The following is a 2,953-nucleotide window of genomic DNA, read 5'->3' on the forward strand; positions in this document are numbered from 1 at the left end:
ACCGATAATAAGACCGATAATAAGGAGAATGGCATTGACGAAATCAAAGGAGATGTAACGACGAAAGAAACGGAAAACAGCTAACGGGTTGATAAGATTGCTATCGCAACCTTATCTTGACCTCGCTCGCCTTGAGAAAAGCCTCAAAGCGATGTGCCCTTCAAGTTCAATCGTACAATTTACTTAATAAAGTGGCTTCGGGCTTGTTCAACACTCGGGATTTAGTGTTGGCTGCGCAACACCTTAATCCTTATTTGTTAGCCGTTTTGGACGCCAACTATAGAAAAGTGGTGACTAGCGATATTGAAACCTTCGCGTAAATAGAACTTATGTGCTGGAAAACGCTGAACACCAGAATCCAAATGTATTTGTTCGCAACCGCTTTCTAAAGCATATGTTTTAAACCAATCGATAATAAATTTGCCTACACCACTCGAACGAAATTGCGCATTAGTTACCAAGTCTTCAATGTAAATATGCTTACCCCAAGCAAGCTTTTCACCTACGCTAAAGCCTGCTGCTGCTAGTACGCCTTCTGGCGATTTGACATAGACGACTTGGTAACCATTTGATTGCTGCTTCTCGATCTGACCAGACAAAGTATCTAAGTTGTAATTTGGGCGAAGTTGTAACAACACTTCTAGGACTGACTCGTAATCAGAATTTTTCTCTAAAAATTGTACTTCCATGTTTTCTCCATTTTGACGGCTAACAGCTATATTAGACAGAATAATTCTGCATTTTGTCCCTGAAACCATTCAGTCTAGTAATCTAAACAGTTCGGGGGCTGTCTATTAACCGATTTAATAACAATATCTTACCTGCTCGCTTCTGGATCGAACATGATGAAACACAGAAATTTTCTATATAGTTTCGGAGAAATGCAGAAAATAGCCCAATTTGTGAGTGAGTCGTTATCTTACAGGTTGATTTCTTCCCCGCCGTCTTAGCATTTTGGTTCTAGATCTGTCGGTAGCATGATGATTAAGCCGCAGTATCGGCGAGTCTCGCACTGATAAATTTAATGGTCTTAATCTTTCTTAATTCGATACCTAAAGCAGCACAGTCATGAAACCTTTTGTCCACTGATAATTTTTGTCATCACGATTAATTTGAAGGTGCTTATTGTGTGGTCATTTCTGCTAAGCACAGTGCCCAACGTTTTTAAGTGTGGGCTTAGCTACAAACAATACTGGTAGCAAGAGCACCACGTGTAATGAATCAGTTGCGGATGATGGGTTATGGAGAGTGGCGCTCTCTTTAGATGTGACTGAGTTGAGCAATCTACTTGACTATTCGCGTTATGAGCCCTCACCGATTCAGCACTAAATACCATGTGTTGTAAATCAATCTTGATCGACTATTCCACAGGTTAAACCAATAGCCCCCACCACCAGCGAAATCCCCCACAGAACAGTTCCATCAAAAGTCATCAAGCGGTTGAGCTGCGTAAAAATGATGGAGCGAAAACGCGGGCATTCAAAAATTTCACAGTCGAGCTAAGGGTTAGTTCAGAGCGAACAGCCCAATAAAACCGAAGGCTTACACCGTTTTCTGGATGGTAGGGAAAATAAAAAACAACAAAAAATTACCGTTATACAATAATTTTTTATTGACCGACAAAGATTCCGATGTATATTAGGCCCTCAACACCAACCCTAGACTCTTACGAGGTATATGTAGTGGCATAGTGAATTTGGCCACCTGATTAAGAGGTGATGTATGATCATCTCGATACTAAAACAGGTGACATTATGACTAAGCGTGGAAGACGCACTTTTAACCCAGAATTTAAGCTTGAATGCGCTCAGTTGGTGCTTGATCAGGGGCGGACTTACAAAGAAACCTGCGAAGCAATGGGCATCGGAAGAACCACGCTAGAAAGCTGGGTAAGACAACTCAAAGCTGAAAGAGCGGGTAAAGCAAGTTGGTGCTTGATCAGGGGCGGACTTACAAAGAAACCTGCGAAGCAATGGGCATCGGAAGAACCACGCTAGAAAGCTGGGTAAGACAACTCAAAGCTGAAAGAGCGGGTAAAGCACCAAGTGCATCACCGTTGACGCCAGAGCAAAGAGAAATCCGCGACCTTAAAAAGAAAATCAAGCGTATTGAAGAAGAAAAGGAAATCCTAAAAAAGGCTACGGCTCTCTTGATGTCAGACTCCCTGAACGGTTCCCGATAATCGAGAAACTCAAGAAGAGTTATACTGTGAAAAGGCTTTGTGAAATGTTTGGGGTTCATCGCAGTAGCTATCGTTATTGGGCAAATAGAGATAAATCTCTGTCGTCAGAGCGTGTGCTTGTTCGTGCCGAAGTTCGCCGAGCTTATGAGCTGAGCAATGGTTCCGCTGGGGCGAGARCCATTGCTGATATAGTAACGGCAAGAGGCATACCACTTAGTCGTTACCGAGCGAGTCAGTTCATGAAAGAACTAGACTTAATCAGTTGCCAACTACCGAAGCACTCGTACAAAAAAACACAACTGGAACATGTTCATATACCCAATCGGTTAAATCGTCAGTTCGCGGTAACTGAACCGAATCAAGTCTGGTGCGGCGATGTGACCTACATCTGGACGGGACAGAGATGGTCTTATCTAGCGGTTGTTATTGATTTGTTCGCACGAAAAGTCATCGGTTGGGCGATGTCTAACGCACCAAATAGCGCATTGACTGGCAAGGCGTTGACTATGGCCTATGAGAGCCGTGGAAAGCCGTCTGGTGTCATGTTCCACTCGGATCAAGGTTGCCACTATACGAGTAAGAAGTATCGTCAATTACTATGGAGATATCGAGTTACTCAAAGTATGAGTCGTCGTGGGAACTGTTGGGATAACAGTCCTATGGAGCGAGTGTTCAGAAGCTTGAAGACGGAATGGGTACCAAAGAATGGCTATAGAAGTTTTACTGAAGCGAACCAAGCAGTAACGGATTATCTGGTTGGCTATTACAACC

1 protein-coding gene and 2 pseudogenes are annotated in these 2,953 nt (G+C 43.1%); 2 read left to right on the forward strand and 1 reads right to left on the reverse strand.

Annotated features, from left to right (window positions below):
• Positions 1 to 257 precede the first annotated feature (257 nt).
• Positions 258 to 689, reverse strand: coding sequence for a GNAT family N-acetyltransferase (locus L1D11_RS22300; protein WP_025613380.1), 432 nt, complete (start codon positions 687 to 689; stop codon positions 258 to 260).
• 1,029 nt (positions 690 to 1,718) lie between these two features.
• On the opposite strand from L1D11_RS22300, the pseudogene L1D11_RS22305 reads away from it, so the two are divergent.
• Positions 1,719 to 1,919, forward strand: a pseudogene (locus L1D11_RS22305) (transposase); the annotation flags it as partial.
• A gap of 8 nt (positions 1,920 to 1,927) precedes the next feature.
• Positions 1,928 to 2,953, forward strand: a pseudogene (locus tag L1D11_RS22310) (IS3 family transposase); the annotation flags it as partial.

The sequence above is a fragment of the Vibrio sp. Isolate32 genome (assembly GCF_022397955.1).
Lineage (GTDB): Bacteria > Pseudomonadota > Gammaproteobacteria > Enterobacterales > Vibrionaceae > Vibrio.

Coding starts and splice junctions, on each gene's coding strand:
- L1D11_RS22300 (WP_025613380.1), bottom strand. CDS start 689: ATGGAAGTACAATTTTTAGAGAAAAATTCTGATTACGAGTCAGTCCTA.